This window comes from Catellatospora tritici (assembly GCF_019083965.1).
Classification (GTDB): Bacteria; Actinomycetota; Actinomycetes; order Mycobacteriales; family Micromonosporaceae; genus Catellatospora; species Catellatospora tritici.
The window spans coordinates 404,324-425,187 of sequence record NZ_JAHRCY010000005.1 but is presented as its reverse complement, the minus strand read 5'-3'; the positions used below and the strand labels follow the sequence as shown (position 1 = coordinate 425,187).

19 protein-coding genes are annotated in these 20,864 nt (G+C 71.0%); 11 read left to right on the top strand and 8 right to left on the bottom strand.

All coding sequences use genetic code 11. The annotated features are described in order from the left end of the window. Positions 1-359 precede the first annotated feature (359 nt). The 4 genes from KUA19_RS14240 (at position 360) to KUA19_RS14225 (ending at position 3,974) form a co-directional block, all read left to right on the top strand. Positions 360-911, top strand: coding sequence for a hypothetical protein (locus tag KUA19_RS14240; RefSeq protein WP_217396490.1), 552 nt, complete (start codon positions 360-362; stop codon positions 909-911). A gap of 125 nt (positions 912-1,036) precedes the next feature. Continuing rightward, complete coding sequence (locus tag KUA19_RS14235) at positions 1,037-2,215, top strand: MFS transporter (protein WP_217396489.1); 1,179 nt, start codon at positions 1,037-1,039, stop codon at positions 2,213-2,215. A 179-nt stretch (positions 2,216-2,394) separates the two neighbouring features. Then, positions 2,395-3,435 carry a response regulator transcription factor gene (locus KUA19_RS44545; RefSeq protein ID WP_217396488.1) on the top strand — a complete coding sequence of 347 codons (1,041 nt, stop codon included), beginning with the start codon at positions 2,395-2,397 and terminating at the stop codon, positions 3,433-3,435. Between the two features lie 2 nt (positions 3,436-3,437). Beyond that, complete coding sequence (locus KUA19_RS14225; RefSeq protein ID WP_217396487.1) at positions 3,438-3,974, top strand: hypothetical protein; 537 nt, start codon at positions 3,438-3,440, stop codon at positions 3,972-3,974. A gap of 33 nt (positions 3,975-4,007) precedes the next feature. On the opposite strand, the gene KUA19_RS14220 is transcribed toward KUA19_RS14225, so the two are convergent. After that, complete coding sequence (locus KUA19_RS14220) at positions 4,008-4,937, bottom strand: aminoglycoside phosphotransferase family protein (protein ID WP_217396485.1); 930 nt, start codon at positions 4,935-4,937, stop codon at positions 4,008-4,010. A 250-nt stretch (positions 4,938-5,187) separates the two neighbouring features. On the opposite strand from KUA19_RS14220, the gene KUA19_RS14215 reads away from it, so the two are divergent. Further along, positions 5,188-6,306 (top strand): lytic polysaccharide monooxygenase, encoded by a 1,119-nt coding sequence (locus KUA19_RS14215; RefSeq protein WP_217396483.1) that lies wholly within the window; start codon positions 5,188-5,190, stop codon positions 6,304-6,306. 128 nt (positions 6,307-6,434) lie between these two features. Here KUA19_RS14215 and KUA19_RS14210 read toward each other — a convergent pair whose 3' ends face one another. Next, positions 6,435-7,013, bottom strand: a complete 579-nt coding sequence (locus KUA19_RS14210; protein WP_217396482.1) for a mycothiol transferase — start codon at positions 7,011-7,013, stop codon at positions 6,435-6,437. Between the two features lie 46 nt (positions 7,014-7,059). Then, complete coding sequence (locus KUA19_RS14205; protein WP_308167446.1) at positions 7,060-7,683, bottom strand: class I SAM-dependent methyltransferase; 624 nt, start codon at positions 7,681-7,683, stop codon at positions 7,060-7,062. Between the two features lie 190 nt (positions 7,684-7,873). Between KUA19_RS14205 and KUA19_RS14200 the strand changes: the two genes are divergently transcribed. Next, complete coding sequence (locus tag KUA19_RS14200; RefSeq protein ID WP_217396479.1) at positions 7,874-9,841, top strand: ArnT family glycosyltransferase; 1,968 nt, start codon at positions 7,874-7,876, stop codon at positions 9,839-9,841. Positions 9,842-9,998: 157 nt separating this feature from the next. Here the strand turns inward: KUA19_RS14200 and KUA19_RS14195 are convergent, their stop codons facing one another. Next, positions 9,999-11,279, bottom strand: a complete 1,281-nt coding sequence (locus KUA19_RS14195) for a M64 family metallopeptidase (protein WP_217396477.1) — start codon at positions 11,277-11,279, stop codon at positions 9,999-10,001. A gap of 213 nt (positions 11,280-11,492) precedes the next feature. Between KUA19_RS14195 and KUA19_RS14190 the strand changes: the two genes are divergently transcribed. Both KUA19_RS14190 and aroH read left to right on the top strand, forming a co-directional pair. Further along, positions 11,493-12,452: a LysR family transcriptional regulator gene (locus tag KUA19_RS14190; protein WP_217396476.1), complete on the top strand. Its 960-nt coding sequence runs from the start codon at positions 11,493-11,495 to the stop codon at positions 12,450-12,452. Positions 12,453-12,513: 61 nt separating this feature from the next. Then, a complete protein-coding gene (gene aroH, locus KUA19_RS14185; protein ID WP_217396474.1) occupies positions 12,514-12,909 on the top strand; it encodes a chorismate mutase in 396 nt (131 codons plus the stop codon). Positions 12,910-13,101: 192 nt separating this feature from the next. On the opposite strand, the gene KUA19_RS14180 is transcribed toward aroH, so the two are convergent. From KUA19_RS14180 to KUA19_RS14165, 4 genes are all read right to left on the bottom strand, one after another. Continuing rightward, positions 13,102-15,828 (bottom strand): tetratricopeptide repeat-containing protein, encoded by a 2,727-nt coding sequence (locus KUA19_RS14180; RefSeq protein ID WP_217396473.1) that lies wholly within the window; start codon positions 15,826-15,828, stop codon positions 13,102-13,104. Between the two features lie 449 nt (positions 15,829-16,277). Next, entirely contained in the window at positions 16,278-16,706 is a 429-nt protein-coding gene (locus KUA19_RS14175) for a hypothetical protein (protein ID WP_217396472.1), read from the bottom strand. Between the two features lie 73 nt (positions 16,707-16,779). Continuing rightward, complete coding sequence (locus KUA19_RS14170) at positions 16,780-16,923, bottom strand: hypothetical protein (protein ID WP_217396470.1); 144 nt, start codon at positions 16,921-16,923, stop codon at positions 16,780-16,782. A 40-nt stretch (positions 16,924-16,963) separates the two neighbouring features. Next, positions 16,964-17,593, bottom strand: a complete 630-nt coding sequence (locus KUA19_RS14165; protein ID WP_217396468.1) for a TetR/AcrR family transcriptional regulator — start codon at positions 17,591-17,593, stop codon at positions 16,964-16,966. A gap of 192 nt (positions 17,594-17,785) precedes the next feature. Here KUA19_RS14165 and KUA19_RS14160 point away from each other — a divergent pair, with 192 nt between their 5' ends. From KUA19_RS14160 to KUA19_RS14150, 3 genes are read left to right on the top strand one after another with little or no spacing between them, the layout of a single operon-like run. Next, positions 17,786-19,366, top strand: a complete 1,581-nt coding sequence (locus tag KUA19_RS14160) for an amino acid permease (protein ID WP_217396467.1) — start codon at positions 17,786-17,788, stop codon at positions 19,364-19,366. Further along, entirely contained in the window at positions 19,363-20,199 is an 837-nt protein-coding gene (locus tag KUA19_RS14155) for an urea amidolyase associated protein UAAP1 (protein ID WP_308167445.1), read from the top strand. Before KUA19_RS14160 ends, KUA19_RS14155 begins: the two co-directional genes overlap by 4 nt. Beyond that, a complete protein-coding gene (locus KUA19_RS14150; RefSeq protein ID WP_308167444.1) occupies positions 20,196-20,834 on the top strand; it encodes an urea amidolyase associated protein UAAP2 in 639 nt (212 codons plus the stop codon). Before KUA19_RS14155 ends, KUA19_RS14150 begins: the two co-directional genes overlap by 4 nt. Positions 20,835-20,864: the final 30 nt, after the last annotated feature.

Here is a 20,864-nt window from a genome sequence, read left to right as displayed (position 1 = left end):
ACTGGGGCCCGCACCAGGGGGCGGGGCCGCCGCTTTTCCAAATTTGTCCACCGGCGCCGGCGATCCTGGCGGCCGTGCTTCGCGATCTTTATGTTGAGTCCACCGGAGCGGCACGGAACCGCACGGCAGCGTCCGACGCGCGATGATGTCAGCCGACGGGGGATGGCATCAGGAGGCGGAGGAGGCAACGAGTGCAGCCGAGAGTCGTGCTGTCGCTGTCGCGGTGGGAATGTCGCCGCGAGCCGGCGAGGGCTCGACGCTCGACGAAGTGCTCGATGCCCATGCGGTTCCCGTGCTGCCACCGGCGTCCGAGACGGCCGCCGGTGGTCGGAGTATCCAGATCGACCGGAATCGGGTGGATGATGCGACGTTCCTTCCTTGCCGCAGCTGCGGCGCTGCTGCTGGCTCTCGCCGCACCGGGGCCGGCGCATGCCGGGGGTTTCACCGGCGACGCATACCAGTGGATCAGCGTGAGCTGCCCGACGAGCACCATCACCGGGCAGATCGACAGCGTCTCCATGGAGCCCGGCCAGGCCACGATCTTCCGTGGCTGGTTGCAGGCCTGCCCGTACGTGGAGGTCTTCGACATCTTCTCGATCGGGGTGTACCGGCCCTCGGAGGCGCGGGGCAGGGCCCACCCCTACCTGTCCTCGCTCACGCAGGCGCCGTCGTTCGCGGCCGCGGTGGGGCTGCCGACCGATACGACCGCCGTCTGCCTGCTGGCCGGCCCGACCACGCGGTTGGACTGCCACGCGATCGTGTTCAGCATCGTGAACGGACAGTCCGTGGCCGGACTCGGTCAACCGATTCCAGTGGACTCACCGTCGGTCGCCATCCCTGTCACGGTCCCCCTGAAGTACAGCGACGACCCCGGCGGCAGCGGGCCCAACTGCCCGACCTGCTGGGGGTGACGTCCGGTGCGGCGCCGGGTCGGTCCGGCGCCGCACCGCCGCGGAGCGGAGACCGCGAGCGCGGGCGGAGCGGAGCCGCCCGAATGCCTTTGCCGGGAGCGTGATCATGGGCATAGGGTGCCCGCGTGCGTGACATCCCCCGGATCGTGTGGATCCTCGCCGTCGGCCGGTTCGTCAACGCCGCGGGGTCCTTCGTCTCCACCTTCCTGTTCCTGTACCTGACCGGACCGCGTGCCCTGCCACTGGCGCAGGCGGGCCTGATCAGCGGAGCGCTGGGCGTGGGCCTGCTCGCGGGCAACCTGACCGGCGGCTGGTTCGGCGACCGGTACGGCCACCGCCGGATCCTGCTGGCCGCCTCGACCGTCACCGGGGCCGTGACCCTGCTCATACCGTGGACGCCCGTGGCGCTGCTCGCGGTGTCGACCGCGGTGCTCGGCTACAGCGGCGCTACGGCGGGCACCGCCCAGGGCGCGCTCACCGCGCTTGCCGTGCCGCCCGGCGACCGGCGTCGGGCCGTGGCGGTCAGCCGGGCGGCGTTCAACGCGGGCTGTGTCATCGGTCCGCCCCTGGGCGCGTTGCTGGCGGTCGAGCACTTCACCACGCTGTTCGTGATAGACGGGCTGGTCGTCCTGGCCGTACGCGCGGTCACCGCCGCGCTGCTGCGGGCCGAGCCGGTGGCGACCAGTCCTTCGGCTCAGGTGCCGTCCCGGCTGTGGCCCAGCGTGCGCGCGGACCGGGCACTGCTGGCGCTGCTGCCCGCGATCGTGGTCGTGGACATCGTGTATCGCCAGCTGTACTCGACCCTGCCGGTCTACCTGCGCGACCACGGGCACCGGCTCACGCTCTACGCCACGCTGATCGCGGTCGGCTCCGGGCTGATCCTGCTGCTGGAGATCCCGGTCACCATGCTGCTGCGGCGCCAGGCCGCCACCAGGATCCTGGGTATCGGATACGCCCTGGTCGGCGCGGGCATGGCCCTGTTCGGCCTCGGCACCGGCGCGACCCTGGTGATCGCGGCGATGGTGGTGCTCACCGCGGGCGAGATCCTGTACAAGACCACCGCGACCGCGCACGTGCTCGACCGGGCCCCGGACGGGCTGACCGGTCGCTACCAGGGGCTCTACACCGCCGCCGCGACCAGCGGCACCATGCTCGCCGCCCCGCTGGGCGCCGCCCTGTACGGGCTCGCGCCCGCCGCCCTGTGGCCTGTGTGCGCCGTGGCCGCCGCCGCGTGCGGGGTGCTGGCCTGGCGTTCCGGCCGGACCGAGGCCGTCCCGGGCGAAACCGTCGAGGCGGCTGCCTGAGCCGGTAGCGGTCGCGCCGCGAGCGATTGCACAAAACTGCAATCCACGGCGACATCCTGGCTCGGCCAGGTCGGAGTCTTTACCGTGAGTCCCGCCAGCCCGGCCGGGGCTGGCAGCGTCCCGCTCGGAAACGATGTCAGCTCGACGGGGGATGGCATCGTTTTCAGGGGGGATAACCAGTGCAGACGCAGGTCGTGCCATCGCTGTCGCGGTGGGGGGTGTCGGCGGGGGCGGATCTCGTCTTCCGGACACTCTTCACCTTCGGTCCATGGTCGGTCGACCAGATCGGAGCCTCGCTGGGATGGAAGAGCCAGCGGGTGCGTGGAGCACTCGACGAACTGCTCGCCATCGGTGCGGTGGCCGCGCTGTCGCCGGGGACCGGAGACGGTCGCCAGTGGATGGCGCGGTCCGCCACCGAGGTCGTCGCCGGGCTGCGACGGCGCAGCCAGGTGGAGGCCGCGGCCCGGCACCGTCTGCGCGAGCGGCTAACCCACTTGATCAATCCGGAGTTCGTGCCCGATCCGCACCGCATGGCGGCCCGCGACGTACGGCCGTTGTTCACCGTGGCAGGGGTTCGTGACCGCTTGGCGCAGCTGATCAACGGGGCGCGCCGCGAGCACCTGGCGATGAACCCGGAACCGGCGTTCAGCGCCGAGACGGTCAAGGCGGCGGCTCCGCTCAACCGCGCGCTGCACGCCCGGGGCATGCAGGTGCGCACGCTCGGGGTGCCGCCCACGGCCGAGGACGAGTCGGGTTGGCACACCGACGAGCTCAACGCCTACGGCCTGGCCTTCCGGCAACTGCCCAGCCTCCCGTCGAAAATCATGCTCATCGATCGTCGCTGCGCGATCCTTCCGATCGATCCGGACCGCCTCGCGGCGGGCGCCTGGGAGATCACCGCCCCAACCGTGGTGGAACAGCTGGTCGCGTTCTTCTACGAGCATTGGGACCGCGCCCGGGATCCGATACGGGATTGGAAACCACCAATGGACCTCACCCCTCGGGAGCAAGCGGTGCTAGCGCTGCTGGCCAAGGGATTCACCGACGCCGCCGTGGCGGCGAAGCTAGAGATCAGCCTGCGCACCGTGGCGTACACGATCAGCGGCCTGATGGAGCGCTACCAGGTCAGCAACCGATTCCAGCTCGGCCTCGTGCTGGGGGCTGGCGACGATCCAGGATCCGACCGCCCTGCGGACGCGGACGAACCGGAAGAGGAGTGATCATGAGACGCCGAATTGCGGCGATGTTCTCGGTGCTGGCGGTGACGCTGGCACTCGGAGCGCCCGCGCACGCGGTGCCCGACCAGTTCAAGTGGATGAGCTGCGCCGCCGGCACCGCCATCACCGGCCACATCGACGACGGTGCGATGAACTACGACGGCCGCCTGATGCTGCACGGCACCTTCCAGACGTGCCACCCGCCCACCCAGTACGAGGTCTTCGAGCTGGCCGTCTACCTCTCCAACGGCCAGACCCAGGGCAGGGCGACCACCTACTGGGCCGGGCCGCCGCTGCCGCCGAATTTCGAGGCGAAGATCGGCGCACCGGACGAGACGCAGGCGGTGTGCCTGCTGGCCGCGCCGAACGTGCGCCTGGACTGCCGCGCGGTCACCATCACCGTCACGCCCGGCGGCGGTCGGCTGAAGGAGGTCGGTGCGCAGATACCGATCGACTCGCCGCTGGTCAACCGGCCCGCGCCCGCCTCGATCGAGTACGGCATGGTGGATCAGGGCCCCAACTGCCCGACCTGCTGGGGCTGATCGCGGCTGCGGGTGGTCCGCACCCCCGGCCGTTCACAACTCGGCCAGCGTCCGCGCTTCGCCCATCACCGCCGCGCCGCCCGGCACGTCACCGTGATGGGCGAGCCACAGCGCCGTCTCGACCCGGCGGGCCACCGCCCACCGCACGATCCGCTCCGGGTCGAGCGACAGTTCGGCGGCGAGCAGGTCGCGCCGTGCGGCCAGGACCGCGGCCGGGTCCGGGTCCGCGAACGGGTCGTCGACCTGCTGCAACAGCGGCCACGGGTCGTACGCGGGATCGCCTGCCATGGGTTTGGGGTCGATCGCCAGCCAGCGGCCGTCCCCGCACGACAGGACGTTGCCGGGGTTGAAGTCGCCGTGCAGCAGCACCCGCCGGTCGGCGGTCGCGGGCAGCTCCCGCAGCAGCCGGGCGCCGTAGGCGACCAGCTCGGCGTCGTAGCCGGGCGCCAGCCGGGCCATGCGCTCGTCGACCAGATCGGCCCAGTGCGCGGTCACCGCGGCCAGCGAGTCGAACTCACCGGTCGGGGCCGCCTGCCACAGCCGTCGCAGCACGCGCGCACCCACGCGCAGCCGCGCGGCGGCGGGGGCGGTGGAGTCGCCCAGCGGCAGACCAGGCTCGCACCGTTCGAGCAGCAGCGCGTGGCACTGCGGATCGTGGGCGAGCAGCCGTACGGCGCCGTCGCCCTGCCACAGCCGCAGCGCGGCGGGTTCGCCGAACATCTCGGGGTGGGGCCAGGCGATCTTCACGATGACGCCGGTGCCGTCGGGCAGGGTCGCGGGCGCGACCCAGCTGCAGCTGCCGCCGTGCAGGGGCGGAGCCAGGGTGAGTTGGAAGCGCTCGCGCACCCGCGTGATCAGTTCGGGCAGCTCGGCCAGCCAGCCCCGGGCGTCGGCGATCCGGCTGAGCTGGGTGACCACGGGCAGGTCCGACGGGACCAGGTCGAAAGGCGCGGTGCGGTCCATCGGGCCAGCGTAGCGGCTGGCGGAACCGTGCCGATGCGGGCATTCATTGACACATTTATTGGAATGTGTAAAGTTTAGCCGGGCATGCTGCGGGAGCCACGCAGCCGGTATGGATGCCGGGCACGCATCCGACCTCGCACCGTCGACGTCCGATCACGTCGGCGTTCAGCACGCGCGCCAGCGCCTGCGGACCGGGCCCGCGCCACTCCAGCGCGCGTGACATCCGTACCTCCGATGTCTTGGAGTCATCATGTCCTCAATCGCCGCAACCCGCGGCAAACTGATCATCTCGTCCCTGGTTGTGGCCCTGACCTCGATCCTGCTGCTCACCACCGCGCTGGCGAAGATCGCCGACGCGCACGGGAACGTGGTCGACCCGGCCTCGCGCAACTACGGCTGCTGGGCCCGCTGGGGCAGCGACTTCCAGAACCCGCAGATGGCGACCCTCGACCCGATGTGCTGGCAGGCCTGGCAGGCCAACCCGAACGCCATGTGGAACTGGAACTCCCTCTTCCGGGAAGGCGTCGCGGGCAACCACCAGGGCGCCATCCCGGACGGCCAACTGTGCAGCGGTGGCCGCACCCAGAACGGCTTCTACGCCTCGATGGACACGATCGGGGACTGGAAGGCGCAGAACATCACCAACAACTTCCGGATCAAGCTGTTCGACGGCGCCAGCCACGGCGCCGACTACATCTGGGTGTACGCCACCAAGCAGGGGTTCAACCCGATCACCCAGGCGCTGAAGTGGAGCGACCTGGAACTGGTCGGGCAGATCGGCAACACCCCGGCCGCGCAGTGGACCCCGGAGAGCGGGGGCGGGGTGTCGATCCTGGTCAACGGCAACGCCCCCAACCGCACCGGGCGGCATATGCTGTTCACCATCTGGCAGGCCAGCCACCTGGATCAGTCGTACTACTTCTGCAGCGACGTGAACTTCGGCGGCACGACCAGTCCGTCGCCGTCGGCCTCGCCGTCGCGCTCGGCGTCCCCCTCGCCGTCCGTGTCGCCGTCGCGTTCGGCCGGCCCGTCGCCGTCGGTCTCGCCGTCGTCCTCGCCGCTGCCCGGCGGCTGCTCGGCGACGTACTCGCTGACCGGCCAGTGGCCGGGCGGGTTCCAGGGTGAGGTCAAGGTCACGGCCGGGTCGGCCGCCATCACGAAGTGGACGGTCACCATCACGTTCGCCAACGGGCAGACGATCACCCAGGTATGGAGTGCGACGATCACCACCAGCGGCTCGACCACCACCGCCAAGAACGTCTCCTACAACGGCAACCTCGCCGCGGGGGCCAGCACCACGTTCGGGTTCCTGGGCAACGCGCCGCAGAGCAGCAACGGCGCGCCGACCCTGACCTGCTCACCGGTCTGACCGTCAGCGCATCGCCGAGATGCGGCGGTGCCGCCCGCACCCGGGTCAGGGGAGCGGGCGGCACCGCTTCGTCAGGATGGGCTGATCAAGCCGTCTCGGCGAGGTTGGTCGCTGCGCCGCCGTGGGCGTCAACCGATGCGGTAGTTGCCCGAGCGGGCGCGCCAGCCTGCCGGTGGATCCTCGCCGACCCGGCCGTCGACGGCCTCACGGATCAGGTCGGCCTGGCCGGTGTGGCGCCCGTACTCCTCGATCATGTCGCAGACCAGGCGGCGCAGACTGGCGCGGCGGCCGTCCGGATGCGCCGCATGGACGAGCTGGTCGAGGCCGCCGTCGGCCAGCGCGGCCGCCAGCTTCGCCCGGGACCGCTCGACGGCGTCGTCCCACAGGGCGTACAGCTGCTCGGGCGAGTCTTCGGCGGCCGTGGTGAACTCCCAGTCGTCGCTGCCGTCGTGCCCCAGGCTGTCCCACGGCGCGCCGATCGGCTCGCCGCTCAGCTTCTTGGTGAAGGTGTAGCTCTCGACCAGGGCAAGATGTTTCAGCAGGCCACCGAGTGTCAGCGTGGACACGCCGACGCGGGTCCGCAGCCCGGCCGGGTCCAGATCATCGGCCTTGAATCGAAATGTGGTGCGCAGCCGGTCGAGGGCGCCGGTCAGGTGCTCGGCCTCGGTGCCCGCCAGCGGCGGCTCCCACGGGTAGTCGTCGATCATGCCCCCCACCGTAGGGTGTCCCGCTGACAATCTTCGGCCATCGCGGTCAGCGGTGTCTGCGGGCGTGGACGACGGTGTCGTGGAGCACCGTCGTCGCGCCGTGGTGGGTGGCGACCGCGCGCTGCCGGGTCTCGGCCACGACCACCTGCCATGCGGTCGGGTCGAGGCCGTCGGCCACCTGCTCGGGCGTGACGTGCGCCTGGTGGGTCGCGCCGTGCGCGCCATGGGAGTGCTGGTCGGACGGGTGGTGACCGACGATCAGCAGCGTGCCGCCGGGTGCCACAGCCGCGGCCAGCCGGTCGTACAGCTCCATCGGAGATCCCGGCGTGTGCACGTAGCTCGTGCAGACCAGGTCGAACCGTCGCGGGCCGGACGTCCAGCCGGTCAGGTCGGCCTGTACCCACTCGATCCGGTCCGCGACGTCGGCGGCCGTGGCGTGCTCGCGGGCCCGGTCCAGCGCGGTGGGGGAGATGTCTGCCGCGGTCACCCGCCAGCCCCGCGAGGCGAGCCAGACCGCGTCGGCGCCCTCACCGCAACCCGCCTCCAGCGCGCTGCCGGGCGCCAGCTCGGCGACTTCCGCCAGCAACTGCGGATTGGGCCGCCTGCTGCCGGGCCCGGCGTGGTCGCGGTAGCGATTCTCCCAGTACGCCTCGCTGAACTCTTTGGACACCTGGCTCCTTCTCTCTGCTACACCGGTCGGTCGGCCGGACTCGGCCGGGTCGACCATGCCGGGGTTCCGCCAATCTGGCAATCTTCGTTGCCGGATTGGCAAAGAGCGCCAATAGCGGTGGCGTCAGGCGGGGCAGCCTCCTACGGTATGTCGGAGATAACGAGCTAATCATATGATTTAGTATCATCTGATGCCGGTTACCGACATACCGCCCAGGCAGCCGCTCCCCGCCTCCCGACCACCCACCGGTCATGGCGCCGCGGCGGACACGGCCGTGCCCGGCTCCGGCGAGCGCACGAGCCGAGGTGTCGTCGCCGAATCCTGGTTGTCGCCGGGTGGCCGCCCTCGGTGGGCCCGACCTCTACTGCTGTTCGTCGCGGCGGTTGCCGGAGCCGGTTACACCTGGCGCCTCGACGCGGCTCCGCTGCACCCCTACTACGGGCCGGCGGTCAGGAGCATGTCGTCGAGCTGGCGGTCCTGGTGGTTCGGCGCCGTCGACCCCGAGGGCACGATCACACTGGACAAGCTGCCCGGTGCGTTCCAGCTCCAGGCCCTGCCCGCACGGCTGTTCGGTTTCCACCACTGGTCGGTGCTGCTGCCCCAAGTCCTCGCGGCCGTGGCGGCGGTCTGCGTCCTCTACGGGTTCGTGCGCCGCTGGCACAGCCCCGCCGCCGGGTTGGTGGCGGCTGCGGCCCTGGCCACCACGCCCGTCGTCGCCGTCCTGGCCCGCAGCCAGATCCCCGACATGCTCCTGGTCACGCTCCTCCTCATCGCCGCGGGCGCCTGGCACCGGGCGGTCACGTCCGGCCGGCTGACGCCGCTGCTCGGCTGTGGGATCCTCGTCGGCCTGGCCTTCGGGGTGAAGATGACCCAGGCGTGGGCGCTGTTGCCGGTCTTCGGGGTGCTCCATCTCGTCGCGGCGCCCAACCCGTTACGGACGCGGGTGGCGCACCTCGCGTTGGCCGGGGTGACGACCCTGGCCGCGTCGAGCACCTGGATCGCGACGATGCTGCTCGTGCCGGCCACCGATCGGCCCTACATCGACGGGACTGTCGACAACTCACCGCTGACGATGGTGTTCGGGTACAACGCGCTCAGTCGGTTCGGCGTCGACCACGGCGCCAGCATCGGCCACGCCCGATCCGGCGGCTACGTCTCCCACGGCGTCTCGCTCGGGTGGAAGACGATGCTGTCGGCGCCGATCGCCACGCAGGCCGGCTGGCTCTACCCCCTCGCCCTGCTCGGCCTGGTCGCCGGGCTGGCCTGGCGGTGGCGGGCGGCGCGCACCGACCAACTGCGTGCCGGGTACCTGCTCTGGGCCGGCTGGCTGGGCGTGCACGCGGCGGCGTTCACCATCGGGAGCATGCCGCACCGGTACTACGTCATCGCCGCCGCCTCGCCCGTGGCGGCCCTGGCCGGGGCGGGCGCGGTGTCCCTGTGGTCCTGGCGGGAACGGCCCCTGCTGCGCTGGGTGGTTCCGGCAGCGGTCGCAGGCACCGCTGCCTGGTCCTGGCATCTGGCTGCGGCCTATCCGAAGTCGCTGCCCTGGCTGCCGCCGGCGGTGCTGGTCAGCGGGACGGTCGCCACCGTCGGCCTCGCGATCGTGATCTGGCGCGCGTCGAGCCTGCCGCCTCGATGTGGAACGGCCCGCCGCCCGGCCCTGCGCGTCGCCGTGCTCACGGCGGCGGCGGTCGCGGCCATCGCCGTGTTCGTCGGGCCGACCGCGTGGGCGGTCACCACCCAGGACGGCGTGGCCGCCACACCTGCGAGCGGCGCAGCCGGGTACCGCGGCGGCGGGCGGGTCGGCGGCGCATCCCGGCGGCCCAGTCCACTCATCCGCTATCTCGCCGCCCACCGCGATGGCCGCCGCTACCTCGTCGCGGCGCAGGGGTCCCGACTCGCACGCCACTACACCTATGCGGGGCAGACCGTCCTGGCACTGGGCGGATACAGCGGCAATGTGCCATTCCCGACGACCGGGCGACTCGCCGACCTGATCGCACAGCGCGACGTCCGCTTCGTCCAACTCGGTCCATACGGAAACCGGCGATCGGCGATCGCTGCCTGGGTCACCAGCCACTGTGTCCCGATCGAACCGGCAGCCTACGGGCAAACAGGCGATCCATCGGTCTACGACTGCGATCAGAACAAACGCTGATCGTCGAAGAACGTCTCCCGGCAGGGAGCCCCTGTCCGCCTGGTCGCGTGCCGCCGACGTGTGCGACCTTCACCTCAACGCGCCACCAGGTCGGCGGGCCGGTGGGTGGCCGGGGCGCCGGGTGACGGCGCCCCGGTGCGTTACGGGGCGGAGGGCGTTACGGGGCGGAGTACGCGAAGGTGTACGAGCCGGCACCGGACGCCGACTGGAGCAGGTACGTGTAGTAGCCGGCGGTGCCGCTGTAGGTCAGCGTCTCATCGGGGCCGCCGGTCGCGGCGGTTGCCACGGTGGCCCAGGCGGAGCCGTTCCACTTCTGCAGGTACAGGTTGAACTCGACTCCGGCGGGGCCGTCGAGACAGGCCCGGTGGGTGCCGGACGCCGCGGAGTAGTAGTAAGTCCCGTCGGGCTGGTATGCCGAACCGCCGCCGGACAGGCTGCCGGTGCGGGTGTTCTGGTAGCCGGTGCACGTCGTGCCGCCACCGCCGATCTTCGCGCGGATGGCGCGGTCCATGGCGTCCAGGCCGATCAGGTTGAACGGCTTGCCGAGGGTGCGCATCAGCGAGTCCTGGGACGGCCGGTAGATGCCGTTGGCGTACTGGTGCCCGCCCTGGAAGCAGCCGATCACGCCGCCGTCGGGGGTGGCCCGTCCGGCGTACGAGGCCCACTTGGCGCAGCTCGACGACTTGGTGACGTTGGGCTCGGTCGGTTCGGCGCCGGTGTAGGTGGTGCCCGCGGTCCAGTACTCGTCGGCCAGCCCGCCGACGGAGTGGCCCAGCTCGTGGATGGCGATCTGCCCGGCCTGGGCGTTGCCGCCCGCCACGGTCGCCAGGCTCGGATAGCCGGCGCCGCCGTACTTGGTGGTGTTGCCGACCGCGACGATGGCGTCGACGGCGGGGGCCTGGGCGGCGTACGACTTGGCCTTGGTTTCGTTGAGGCACAGCAGCCGCTCGATCCCACCGCACCAGAAGTACATGTCCAGCGCGGTGTTGCGGCTGATGCCCTGGGTCGGGTCGTTGTCCACGCCGGACTGCGCCGACACCACCTCGACCAGCCACACGTTCACCGAACCCCGGTACGTGCTCCACGGCGCGGTCGCGGCGATCTCATTCCATTTGGACTCGGCGTGCTGGCGCAGCAGGGCCATCTCCGCCGAGGTGTACCCGTCGCCGACGATGACCAGGTCGAACCGCTCACTGGACGGCCCGGTGTTCTGGATCGCGATCACGTTGGCCGCGGCGGCCGCGGCACGGTTTTCGGCGCTCAACGAGCTGGTGTGCTCGGTGGGCAGCAGCATCGGGGTGATGGTCCCGTCGGCGGAGAACACCTCCCGCCATTGCTGTTCCTGCCGTTCGGGCGCGGCTTGCGCCGGGGCCGAGGCGAGGACCGTGACCGCCGACAGCAGCGCGGCCGCGGCGAGAGACAGGGGACGTCGGCGCATGGGCGCCTCCTCTGATGAAGGGGTACGGGCACGCCCGCCCGGCCGTCGAACCGCCAATACATCGATGACCGTGCGTGGCTGGCGTCCCACTCTGCCGGTTGGCGACGTGGCCTCGGCAATCCCGGCTCGCCATAACCGCGGCATGATGGCTGCGCGTGAAGAGGGCTCGCGACAGCCTTCCGCGCAAGGGCCGGGTGGCATAGCGTGCCGCTGATGGAGCTCGAATTGCGGCATTTGCATTCTCTGTGTGTGATCGCCGATGCCGGGAGCCTGACCAAGGCCGCGACGCTGCTCGGCGTCTCGCAACCGGCACTGACCGCGCAGCTGCAGCGGGTGGAGCGCGAGCTCGGCGCACAGGTCTTCCTGCGCGGCCGACGCGGGGTGACCCCGACCCCGCTGGGTCAGTACCTGCTGACGCGGGCCCGCGGCGTGCTGCTGGCGGTGGAGGAGCTGCGCCACAGCGCCCGGCAGCACGCACCGACGGAACGACCGGTGATCCGGCTCGGCGGGATCGCCGGAGCGGTCTCGGTCGGTCTGGCCGACCGGCTCAGCGACCTGCTACCCGAGGCCGAGGTCCGCCTGACCACCGAGTACTCGCCGCGTCTGCTGTGGGAGCTGCTGCTGGCCGACCGGCTGGACGCGGTGGCCATGGTGGACTACCCGGGATTCCTGCTGCGGCAGCCGGTCTCGGTGCTGGCGGAGGTGGTCGCGGTCGAGCCGGTGTTCGTGGCGATGTCGCAGCAGCACCGGCTGGCCGACCGAGCCTCGGTGGACCTGGCCGAACTGGCCGACGAGCCCTGGGCGCTCAGCCCGCCCGACGGGTCGGGCTGGCCCGACTGCTTCCTCGTGGCCTGCGAGCAGGTTGGTTTCACGCCACGGGTGCTGTACACGGTCGCCGACGCGCAGCCGCTGCGCGAACTGGTGGCCACGCGCCGTGCCATCGCCGCGTGCCAGGCGGTCTTCGACAGCGGCGGCGGTGTCGTGGTCAAGCCACTGACCGGCGATCCTGTCAAGATGCGGCACCTGCTGGTGTGCCGTGGCGCGGGGCCAGTGGCGCACATGTTCGACGCGCTGGTGCGCCTGGCGCGGCAGGCCTACTGGGCGTACGCCAGCCGCCGCCCGCACTACCAGGACTGGCTGCGCGCCAACAGCGCCACCGCGGTGGTGGAATGATCGGCCGGTGTCCGGGTGATCCCTGCGCACCCGCCGCCGGAGCGGCGCCTACACTGAAGCCGTGCCGATCAGGGCCGTACGCGGCGCCACCCAGCTCGAGGTCGACGAGCGCGAGCACCTGCTGGAGCGGGTCGCCGAACTCGTCAAGGCAGTGCTGCACGCCAACGACCTCTCCGACGAGGACTTCGTCAGCGCGATCTTCACCGCGACCCCGGACATCCACTCGGAGTTCCCGGCGTACGCGGCCCGCCTGATGGGAATGGCCGATGTGCCGTTGATCTGCGCCCAGGAGCTGGACATCGCCGGAGCCATGCCACGGGTGATCCGGCTGATGGCCCACGTCGAGACCGACCTGGCCCGCGACCAGATCACCCACGTCTACCTGCACGGCGCGGCGACCCTGCGCCGCGACCTCACCCACGTCTACGCCAAGGCCGACGAGCCGACGCAGGGCTGACCAGCACCCCGTTCGACGGTGCGGTCGGGCCCCCGGCGCCGCCCGCGATCATCGCGACGATAAGCGCGATGACAAGCCGCACATCCAATCCCAGCCATGCGCGCAAATTACACACAACTGGCAATTCTCACTACCTGCGGAACGCCCCGGCGGGAGCGACCAACCTCCGGTTGAGGTTCCCCAACAGACGCGTCAGTCCTGATCCTGGGTTGGTTTTAGGAGATCGTGGAGGGCCTTCGCGTCGTCGTAGCGGCCGAGGGCGCGCAAAATTTCTTCCTGCACGGCGAAGGCGGCGCCGGTGGTGCTGAGGAATGCCTCCGGTTCGTGCTTTGTCAGCGTCAGGTAGATGAGTACCGCCTGCTCGGCCAAAGTCAAGCCGCGATCGAGGTCAATATTCAGGTTTAGTCGTACCCACGCAGCCGCCAACAGACACCGGGCGAGGTCGGGTAGGTAGGCGTCGCGGTTGAGCGCGGTCAGCTCCCGGTACAGGGTGACTGCCTCGGTGGAGGCGGTGAGGGCCTCGGCCCGCTGTCCCGCCCCGGCCAACCGCAGCGCGTGGTTGTTCACCGACATGGCGAGGTCGGACAGATAGGCGTCGCGGTTGAGCGCGGTCAGCTCCCGGCGCAGGGTAACCGCCTCGCCAGCAAAGGTGAGGGCCTCGGCCGGCTGTCCCGCCTCCGCCAACCGGATCGCCTGGTTGTGCACGGACATGGCGAGGTCGGGTAGGTAGGCGTCGTGGTGGAGTGCGGTCAGTTCCCGGTGCAGGGTGACCGCCTCGGTGGAGACGGTGAGGGCCTCGGCCCGCTGTCCCGCGTCCGCCAACCGCAGCGCGTGGTTGTTCACCGACATGGCCAGGTCGGGTAGGTAGGCGTCGTGGTGGAATGCGGCCAGTTCCCGGTACAGGGTGACCGCCTCGGTGGAGACGGCGAGGGCCCCGGCGCGCTGTCCCGCGTCCGCCAACCGCAGCGCGTGGTTGTTCACCGACGCGGCGAGGTCGGACAGGTAGGCGTCGCGGTTAACTGTGACCAACTCCTGGAAGAGGCTGACCGCCTCGCTGGAGACGGCGAGGGCCTCGGCCCGCCGTCCTGCCTCCGCCAAAGACGTCGCGTGGTTGCTCACCGCCGCGGCGAGGTCGGACAGGTAGGCGTCGCGGTTATGTGTGACCAACTCCTGGAAGAGGCTGACCGCCTCGCTGGAGACGGCGAGGGCCTCGGCCCGCCGTCCTGCTTCCGCCAAAGATGTCGCGTGGTTGCTCACCGCCGCGGCGAGGCCGGACAGGTGGGTGCCGCGGTGGAGTGCGGCCAACTCCCGTCGCAGGGTGACCGCCTCGTTGGAGACGGTGAGGGCCTCGGCCCGCTGTCCTGCCTCCGCCAAGGCAACCGCGTGGTTGTTCACCGACGTGGCGAGGTCGGACAGGTAGGCGTCGCGGTTATGTGTGACCAACTCCTGGAAGAGGCTGACCGCCTCCCTGGAGACGGCGAGGGCCTCGGCCCGCTGTCCCGTCTCGGCCAATCGCAGCGCGTGGTTGTTCACCGACATGGCGAGGTCGGACAGATAGGCGTCGCGGTTGAGCGCGGTCAGCTCCCGGTACAGGGTGACCGCCTCGTTGGAGGCGGCGAGGGCCTCGGCCCGCTGTCCTGCCTCCGCCAAGGCAACCGCGTGGTTGTTCACCGACGTGGCGAGGTCGGATAGATAGGCGTCGCGGTTGAGCGCGGTCAGCTCTTGGTACAGGCTGACCGCCTTGCTGGAGTAGGCGAGGGCCTCGGCCCGCCGCCCGGCATTGGAGAGTCGGACGGCGTGGTTGGCGTGCAGGCGGGCGCGGGTGGCAGGCTTGGTGGCGGTGGCCAGGCGGTGTTCGGTCAGGCGGGTGCTGATTGCGGCAGCAGCGATGTCCAGGTCGACGTGACGACTAGCGGGCAGCAACGGCTCGATGGCTTCCAGCACGCCGAGATCCAGGTCGGGCAGCAGGGCCACAGTTGTCAGTGCGGCGCCCCCGGCAGCCAGCGCAAGGGTTGGTTGGGCGCGCAGCAGCGGGAACAGATAGCGGGGTCCGACGTGTGGCCACCGTGCCGCTGCGGCGGCCAGGAACACCACCGCCCGCGCCGCGTACACCGGTGCGGCCTGGCCGGGGTCGGCGGCCCGCAGGAGGAAGGTAGTGGCCGCGGCAGTCCACGGGTCGGCGGGTTGTTCGGTGACCAGGTGTCCGGGCAGGCTGAGGGCGAGAAAGTCTTCGGCGAGCCGGTCGGGGTAGAGGGGTTCTAGGACCGTGCCGGCGGTCAGGTCGGAGGGTGGGTAGCAGTAGCCGTGGTCGCTCAGGACTCGCTCGGTGGGAACCTCCTGGCCCAGACCCGTCAGGGCGATGCCGCCGGTGGTGTGGTCGACCGGGCCGGTGAGCACGGCGGTGAAGACCGCTCGGCCCATCACGCTTGGTGGAGTCGCGAAGTCCAGCCGCTCGGTGTTGTTGCCGTATAGACGGCTCCAGTGATGCTGTTCGCGTTGGAGCAGGTACGCGGACAACCCGGCCGCATGCGCGGGCGGGACGACACCGCGGTGGTGGGCGTCGATCGCCACCAGAGCGGCCATGTGCACGGTCAGCGTCAGCCCGAACTCCGCCTGCCCCAGCGCTGCCGGGACCCCGACGACACCCGGGGTATCCAGCCGGTAGACGTCCGCGAAGGCGTCACGGGCGGCAGTGAACATCGCCTCCCGCGCCGGGTCGCCGATGGGCAGCGGCGCCAGGTGCTGGTCCTCCCCGTCAGCGTAGAGGCGGTCGAGTTCCGCGTGTACCGCGCTCCATGCGTACGCGGTACGGGCCAGCATCAGGATCCGGGTCGGCACGCCGGGCTGGTGGAACAGGGCGTTACTGAACAGCCACGTCAGGTGCGACAGCGGCCACCTGTCGGCGTAGTCCACGATCACCAGTAACCCGACCGCTTCACCTAGCCGAAGGTCCTGGCTACCCGGCGGCGGCAGTACCGAACCCGCTCCCTGCGATGCGACAACGACCTTCCACCTCGCACCCTCACACTGGCGGGCGAAATGCTCGGCCAGCCGTGTCTTGCCTTGGCCGCCAGGGGCATGCACCCACCGCGCCGCCAATCGGGCTCCGCCGTCGCGCCACTGCGTCAACTGGACCAGGTCGGCTTCACGGCCGGTGAACCCGACCAGCGCGAACCGCGCGTTCAGCAACCGGCTCGGCTGCGCCAGCAACCACCCCGCCTCCGGCGCAGCCCGGGGAGCGAACTGCGTGAGCACATAAACCGGCCCCCGGTCGGAGAACGTGTGAATGTCCGCTCCGATGACCCCATAGGCGAACCCCGCCGTCGCCGTTACATTCTGTGTGACACCGTCCCGCTCACCCGCCGCAGTCACCGTTGGTTGCCATCCGTACCGTCCCCGGCCGCAGGGCCTGGCCCAGCCGACGGGTTCGGGCGATCGAACCGGTTGTGGATGTCACCACCGATTACACCCTGCGCGATTGCGCCTGGCACCGAGGCGGTCACATCCTGGCGGATCTTCGATCCAGCGGGGATACGCGGCCCAGCCGCCTCAACTGGCGGTATTCTGTGGGCCTGACGCAACTGCAGGATCGAGACGACAAGCGACGCCAGCGCGACCGCCAACCCGCCTATACCGAGCGCCACATCCCCCGCTTGCCCCGACCCCGCCGAACCGCCGTGACCGTCGACCAGCACGACCGTCAGCCAAACGGCAGCCGCAACGAGCACCAGAACAGATAACGTCACGCCGACGTACCAAGGCCATCGTCGCCGCGCCGCGCCGCCCGAAGCGGTCATGAACGGGACCCTCTCTCACGGACCGGTCATTACTCCAAGCGTAGCGTCACATCGCAACCCATCGCTGTCAGCGTCAGGCCACCCCATATGGTTGCCGGCGGCGGTGTCTGATGATGGTTCCACTTGCGAACGGCGGCCACGACTGTCGCGGGCAGATGACCAGCAGGTCACGCACGTCGCGCAGCACGGCCAGCAGCGCGGGGAGATCGGTTGCCACGGTGGGAGTCTGCCAGGCGTGCGACCGCCGCGGCGGACCGTCAGCTGCCGGAGTCCGGCGGGGTCGCCCCGACCAGGCGCAGCACCGCCTCGGCCACGGCTCGTTGCAGGGTCGGTGGCGGCGGCGCGGCGTCCAGGTCGCGGCGCATGCCGATGACGCTTTCCACCAGGCCGAACACCAGGTCTCCGGTGATCTGTCGGTCGGCGGTCGGGTCGGCGGCCGCGGCGAGGTCGCGGTAGACCTGGCGCAGCAGCTCGCGCTCGGTGCGAAAGCGGGTGAAGGGTTCGGCGGCGACTTCGGGCAGGGCGTAGAGGATGCCGACGTTCCAGCGGGCGGTGAGCAGGACGCCGACGTCGTAGGTCGCCAGCGCGTACAGCGCGGCGGCCGGGGTGAGGCCCTGGCGGCCCAGTTCGGCGGCGTAGTCCAGGGACGGCCGTACGGTCGCTTCGAGCAGTTCGGCGAGGATCTGTTCCTTGCTGGCGAAGTGGTAGTAGAGCGAGGCCTGGCGGATGCCGACCGATTCGGCGATCTGACGGGTCGACGTGGCCGCGTATCCGTGCCGGGCGAACAGTTCGGCGGCCGCGTCGAGGATCTCCTCGCGGGCGGTGGCCGCGGGTAGGCGTCGCGTGCCCGATCGGGGACGCCCGACGGGAGCGGATGGCGGCTTCACGCCATAGATCGTCGCATCCGGGTCGCGGGCCGTCGTTCACTGCCTTCTGATGGCGGCCGTGAGGATCCGGCAATCCACGTTTTACCACCGGGAAACCCGGTCCGGCCCGCCGTTACATAAATCTGTCGGGCGACAGGTATTAGCGGTCGGCGAGCGCCCAGGGCGTCCGCCGCCTAGCCCGAGGAGGCGGTCATGTCCCTCTCTCCCACTGTGCCGGCGCCGCCCCGGGCCGCCGCGGCAGGCGACGGCACCGACGCTGTCGACCTGCGCACCTTCGGCTACGAGCCGGAACTGCGTCGCAGCATCGGCAGCTACGCGTCATTCGCCGCCGGGTTCTCGTTCGTGTCGATCCTGACGACGGTCTTCCAGTTGTTCGCGTTCGGCTTCGCCTTCGGTGGGCCCGCCTTCTTCTGGACCTGGCCGCTGGTCTTCGCCGGGCAGTTCCTGGTGGCGCTGACCTTCGCCGAGTTGGCCGCGCGATACCCGATCTCCGGTTGCATCTACCAATGGTCGCGGCGGCTGTCGAACGCGACCGTCGGCTGGTTCGCGGGCTGGGTGATGATCATCGCGCAGACCGTGACCGTCGCGGCGGCGGCGATCGCGCTGCAGGTGGTGCTGCCCTCGATCTGGTCGGGGTTCCAACTCGTCGGCGGTGACCCGTCGCTGACCTCGCCGAGCGGTGCCACCAACGCCGTCATCCTGGGCTCGATCCTGATCGCCCTGACCACCGTGGTCAACGTCGTCGGCGTACGCCTGATGGCCATCATCAACAGCATCGGCGTGACCCTCGAGATCATCGGGGTCGCCGCGGTGATCGTGCTGCTGCTGGTGCACGCCGAGCGCGGACCTGGGGTCGTCTTCGACACCGGCGGCACCGGTTCCGGGTTCGGCTACGTCGGCCCGTTCCTGGTGTCGGCGCTGATGGCGGCATATGTGGTGGTGGGCTTCGACAGCGCCGGCGAGCTGAGCGAGGAGACCCGCGACCCCCGGCACACCGCGCCGCGCACGATCCTGCGCGCGCTGGCCGCCTCCGGCCTCGGCGGCGGCCTGATGCTGCTGGTGGCGCTGATGGCGGCGCCGAGCCTCACCGACGGCCGGCTGGCCACCGAAGGGCTGCCGTACGTGCTCACCAGCAGGCTGGGCGAGACCGGCGGCCGCATCCTGCTGATCGACGTCGCGATCGCGGTCGCGGTCTGCACCCTGGCGATCCAGACCGCCGGCAGCCGGATGGTGTTCTCGATGGCCCGCGACGGCGTGCTGCCGTTCTCCCCGGCGCTGCGCAAGGTGTCGCCGCGCACCGGCACACCGGCGCTGCCCGCGATCGTCGTCGGCGTCGGCGCCGCCGCCGTGCTGCTGGTCAACATCGGGCAACCCGCGCTGTTCACCGCGGTCACCAGCGTCTGCATCGTCATGCTGTACCTCGCCTATGCCCTGGTCACCGTGCCGCTGCTGGTACGCCGGAGCAAGGGCTGGCCGCACGGGCAGGACGCCGCGGTGACCGAACGCGGCGGGCGGCTGTTCTCCCTGGGCCGGTTCGGGTTGGTCGTCAACGCGCTGGCCGTGGTCTACGGCATCGCGATGATCCTCAACCTCGGCTGGCCCCGGCAGGAGGTCTATGACCCGGCCGGTGGGCATTGGTACCTGCGCTACTTCCCGCTGCTGTTCGTCGGCGGCGCGTTGCTGCTGGGTGGACTGGCGCACCTGCGCTACCGCGCCCGGTCGGCACAGCCGCAGCTGCCGCTGACCGCGGTCGCGGAAGGCACCCCCGCGTGACCGGCTCGACCGCCACCACCGCCGGAGCGCGGGCCCACGCCCGCGCTCAGGGCGGCACGTTCGTGGCCTGCATGCCCACCGTGCCCGCCACCGGGTTCGCCGCCCCGCCCCAGGGTGTCGCCGCGCAAGACCTCACCTGGGCCGAGACCGTGCCCGGCGGCGGCTACACCAGCAGGCGGCTGGCCGCCGGGACGGTGTTGCGCCTGACCGACCTCGACGGTGACGCCTGCGTATCGGTGCTGCTGTTCAACGCCGACGAGCCGTGGGAACGGCTCAACGTCGCCGACACGGTCAAGGTGCTGTGGCAGGCCTACCTCAGCGAAGGCCATCTGCTGCTGTCGGATCAGGGCCGGGTGCTCGCCTCGGTCACCGCCGCGGCATCGGGCCGGGCCGACGCGTTCTGCGGCACGTCCACCCTGGCGCGCAACGCCGAGCGCTACGGCGACGGCGCGGCGCACGGGCCGAGCCCGGCCGGGCGGGAGCTGTTCACCCTGGCCGCGGCCAAACACGGGCTCACCCGGCGGGACCTGCCGCCGAGCATCTCCTTCTTCCAGGGCGTACGGGTCGGCGACGACGGCGCGTTCACCTGGCTGGGCTCGGCCGGGGCCGGGGCGCAGGTCGAACTGCGCGCCGAGATGCCGGTGACGGTGCTGCTGGCCAACGTGCCGCACCCGCTGGACCCGCGCGAGGCGTACACGTGCTCGCCGGTGCAGGTGCTGGCCTGGCGCGGCCGTGCCACCGCGCCCGACGATCCGCTCTGGTCGCGTACGCCCGAGGGCGAACGGGCCTTCCACAACACCGCCGACTACCGCACCGCACGGGGGCTCTCGTGACCGTCGCCGTGTCTGCCGCCCTGGTGCCGGGGGCGATCGTGCTGGACCAGACGGTGCCCGCCCGCGCGCCGTGGTCGGCGGTCGTGCGCCGCGGTCAGGTGCTGACCATCGTCGACCTGCACGGCAACCAGGCCGTGGACTGCCTGCTGTACAACGCCGACGACACCGCCGAGCGGTACTCGGCACCGGACACCCTCGCCGCACAGGGCGGCATCTTCCTCACCACTGGCAGCGTGCTGCGCTCCAACGAGGGGCGGCCGCTGATGACCGTGGTCGCCGACGAGGTCGGGCGGCACGACACCATCGGCGGTGCGTGCAGCCGGGAGTCGAACACGCTGCGCTACGGCCACCACACCAAGCACCAGCACGCCTGCGTCGAGAACTTCCTTGCCGAGGGCGCACGGTGGGGGCTGGGCAAGCGGGATCTGGTCAGCAACATCAACTGGTACATGAACGTCCCGGTCGACCCCGACGGCAGTCTCGGCATCGTCGACGGCATCTCGGCCGCGGGCCTGCGGGTCGCGCTGCGCGCCGAGATGGACGTGCTGGTGCTGGTGTCGAACTGTCCGCAGATCAACAACCCGTGCAACGGCTTCGACCCGACCCCGGTGCGCATGGTCGTGACCGGGGCCTGAGCCGCCGCACGCCGCCGTCGCACCGAGCCG